A 3,406-nucleotide genomic window follows, 5' to 3' on the forward strand; every position below is an offset into this window, starting at 1 on the left:
CGGTGTTTCAGGGGGCTACATCATATCGACCTCAAATGTCGCCAGCTTTTCACCATCAAAAGCCGCATCGTGTGGTCCTATGATAGCTCGGGAGTCCAGGCCAAAAACTTCTTTGGCTCAATGTATGAGCCTATCTTGATGATGGTCAAAGACTCGAAAAGCTATACCTTTAATCGTGATGACGTTCTGGTTGAGGCTAAAACGGGCGCCAAGCGCGCGCTAATCGATTACCGAAAGAACCCACCTCAGCCGTACAATCATCAAAAGGTGCCCGGTAACGTCTGGGATTTTCCCCGCGTACGCTATCTGATGGATGAGTACGAAAACCACCCGACCCAAAAACCTCAGGCGCTGTTAGAACGCATTATTCTCGCGTCCTCCAACCCGGGTGAGATTGTGTTAGATCCGTTCGCAGGAAGCTTCACCACGGGCGCGACGGCAGTGGCGTTGAATCGCAGATTTATCGGTATCGAAGTCAATGATGAATACGTAAAAATGGGGCTTAGAAGACTGAGCATTAGCTCCCACTTTTCAGAAAATGACCTTGCAAAGGTCAAAAAGCGAAAGACAAAAAACCTGTCTAAAAAGAGCCGATTAGCTGAAAAGAACAACGTAATTTCAACAAAGTAAAAGCATTGTAAGTCTGCTTTTCAGCATAGAGATTTCGTGTATATTCCCTGCACGCTTGGGTATGAATACACAGGATTTGGTAATGATTCGCAAGTATTGGTGGCTGGTTGTTTTTGCTGTCTTTGTTTTTCTTTTTGATGCCCTACTCATACAGTGGATTGAGTTAATGACAACAGAGCATGATAAGTGCCGGAATATGAACTCGGTGAATCCCCTCAAGCTGGTCAACTGCGTCGACCTTGAATAACGCATCCGCTAACGCGTGTTTCCAGCCGTCATGCCATGGCGGCTGACTGCGATCAGCCGAAACTACCCTACCTGATTTTCGCGCTCAACAAATTGCATCACACAGCCATCGGGACTTAGCATTTTTAATACGTTATCGACTAATACTGGCGCCTGTTCATAAAGATCATAACTGACTGGATTCATTAACCAGTTTTTTATTATCCCACTAAAGCTTCCGTGTAAAATAATCAGGATAACGTCTAAATCCAGACTGGTGGCGATAAGATTTTCATCCATACATTTCTGTAATGAATCACGTATTCTTTGATGGCAAAGGCCTATTTTATCGCGAATATCCTGTTCCGATATCATATCGTTATGGAATTCACATTTATGATATAAAATTTGCATTAATGCCTGCTGGCGGGGGATTTTTGCAATATATTGCAAACCCACGACTAATTTCTCCCGTAGCCTCTGTAGCGGATTGTCACCCCAACGTCCGATGAGTTGGTCCTGAATAAGATCGCGCAAGGGAGGTTGCTGCAGCCAAAGCTCATTAAACAGTTGACTCTTATTGTCGAAATGCCAATAGATTGCACCTCGCGTCACGTTAGCGGCATCCGCTATGTCATTAAGCGTTGTATTGCCGACACCCCGTGCCGCAAACTGTACAATCGCCGTTTCAATCAGGTGCTGGCGCGTTTTGAGGGCATCAGCTTTCGTTTTTCTCGCCATGGTTCGAATGCCTGAGACAGAGTAGGGAATGATAAACTTTCTTATCTAATATTTACTGTACGGAATTAATGTATCACTTAGCCTTTATTTAGACGAGTTCTAAAACATTTCATTACATACACTCAGCACAAATAAACAATGTGAATAAAATGAAAAAATACATTCACCAATGCAATACCTATTTCTATATGTGTTAATGCAAGTCATAACATGACTAATCTTCGCTTAATGAAAGGGCAGTTGTTTCTTCTTTTTTTGTTTTTATGTGCCGTGGATTACGCCGCAAAATAAGTATTGCTTACATCGCAAGCTAATTATTTGTAGGATAGCTAACTATTATTTTTTATTTGTGCGCGTTATCACCTGCCATTACTCCGGTAAATAACGAGCCTTCGGTTCTTTAAGGAATAGAAATGACGAAAACTGCCAGGTTCTCGCTCCTGCCCTCATTCATCATCATCTCCGCTGCATTACTCGCCGGCTGTAACGATCAAGGAGAAACACAGGCACATCCCACCGAGCCACAGGTGACAGTCCATGTTGTTGAGTCAGCCCCCTTAGCCGTGACGACCGAATTACCGGGGCGTACAAGCGCATTTCGCATTGCAGAAGTACGCCCTCAGGTCAGCGGGATTGTACTTAAACGGAATTTCACCGAAGGCAGTGATGTTGAAGCTGGCCAGTCGCTTTACCAGATCGATCCCGCGACCTATCAGGCTGACTATGACAGCGCTAAAGGTGAACTGGCAAAAAGCGAAGCCGCGGCAGCAATCGCGCACTTAACGGTAAAACGCTATGTTCCACTGGTCGGAACAAAATATATCAGCCAGCAAGAATACGATCAGGCCATTGCTGACGCACGTCAGGCCGATGCCTCCGTTATTGCCGCCAAAGCGGCTGTCGAAAGCGCGCGTATTAACCTTGCCTACACCAAAGTGACATCACCGATTAGCGGACGCATCGGTAAATCTAGCGTCACCGAGGGCGCGCTGGTCACTAATGGTCAGGCTACAGCACTCGCTACCGTGCAACAGCTCGATCCGATTTACGTCGATGTGACGCAGTCCAGTAACGACTTTATGCGCCTCAAACAGTCTATTGCACAAGGCAGTCTGCATAAAGACAACACCAGCAGCACCGTCGAACTGGTGATGGAAAATGGCCAGTCATACCCGCTGAAAGGCACGTTGCAATTTTCTGACGTGACGGTTGATGAAAGCACTGGGTCAATCACTCTCCGAGCCGTATTCCCTAACCCGCAGCACACTCTACTACCCGGTATGTTTGTGCGCGCACGCGTTGATGAAGGCGTTCAACCCAATGCCATCCTCGTTCCACAGCAGGGCGTGACGCGTACGCCGCGCGGCGATGCCACCGTGATGGTCGTTAACGACAAGAGCCAGGCTGAAACTCGCCCAGTCGTCGCCGTGCAAGCTATTGGCGACAAGTGGCTGATTAGCGAAGGCTTACAGTCGGGTGACAAAGTCATCGTAAGTGGTTTACAGAAAGCGCGCCCTGGCGTGCAGGTTAAAGCCACCACCGATGTCCCTGCAGCGACTGCGGCGCAATAAGGTAACAGGACATGGCAAACTTTTTTATTAGGCGTCCTATCTTTGCCTGGGTACTGGCCATCATTTTGATGATGGCGGGTGCGCTGGCAATCATGCAGCTGCCCGTGGCGCAATATCCTACTATTGCCCCTCCTGCCGTTGCGATTTCCGCAACCTACCCAGGTGCGGATGCGCAAACCGTGCAGGACACGGTCACACAGGTTATCGAACAAAACATGAACGGTATCGATAACCTGATG

Annotated in this window: 5 protein-coding genes; 4 read left to right on the forward strand and 1 reads right to left on the reverse strand. The window is 47.5% G+C overall.

From position 1 onward, the window contains the following. A partial coding sequence (yhdJ, locus tag FDW95_RS22165) for an adenine-specific DNA-methyltransferase (RefSeq protein ID WP_137363618.1) occupies nt 1–630 on the forward strand: 630 nt, incomplete at its 5' end. A gap of 82 nt (nt 631–712) precedes the next feature. After that, nucleotides 713–877, forward strand: a complete 165-nt coding sequence (locus FDW95_RS22170; RefSeq protein ID WP_003025279.1) for a DUF2556 family protein — start codon at nt 713–715, stop codon at nt 875–877. A 62-nt stretch (nt 878–939) separates the two neighbouring features. Here the strand turns inward: FDW95_RS22170 and envR are convergent, their stop codons facing one another. Then, the gene (gene envR / locus FDW95_RS22175) at nt 940–1,596 is read right to left on the reverse strand and encodes an acrEF/envCD operon transcriptional regulator (protein WP_096755455.1); all 657 of its coding nucleotides are present in this window, start codon (nt 1,594–1,596) and stop codon (nt 940–942) included. Between the two features lie 413 nt (nt 1,597–2,009). Here envR and FDW95_RS22180 point away from each other — a divergent pair, with 413 nt between their 5' ends. Together FDW95_RS22180 and FDW95_RS22185 are read left to right on the forward strand one after the other, a co-directional pair. After that, the gene (locus tag FDW95_RS22180) at nt 2,010–3,167 is read left to right on the forward strand and encodes an efflux RND transporter periplasmic adaptor subunit (protein WP_115257348.1); all 1,158 of its coding nucleotides are present in this window, start codon (nt 2,010–2,012) and stop codon (nt 3,165–3,167) included. A gap of 11 nt (nt 3,168–3,178) precedes the next feature. Continuing rightward, nucleotides 3,179–3,406, forward strand: a 228-nt coding sequence (locus tag FDW95_RS22185) for an efflux RND transporter permease subunit (RefSeq protein WP_170973040.1), incomplete at its 3' end; no start/stop codon positions are given.

This window comes from Citrobacter sp. wls718 (assembly GCF_005280945.1).
Taxonomy (GTDB): Bacteria; Pseudomonadota; Gammaproteobacteria; order Enterobacterales; family Enterobacteriaceae; genus Citrobacter; species Citrobacter gillenii.

Coding starts and splice junctions, on each gene's coding strand:
- FDW95_RS22170 (WP_003025279.1), top strand. CDS start 713: ATGATTCGCAAGTATTGGTGGCTGGTTGTTTTTGCTGTCTTTGTTTTT.
- envR (WP_096755455.1), bottom strand. CDS start 1,596: ATGGCGAGAAAAACGAAAGCTGATGCCCTCAAAACGCGCCAGCACCTG.
- FDW95_RS22180 (WP_115257348.1), top strand. CDS start 2,010: ATGACGAAAACTGCCAGGTTCTCGCTCCTGCCCTCATTCATCATCATC.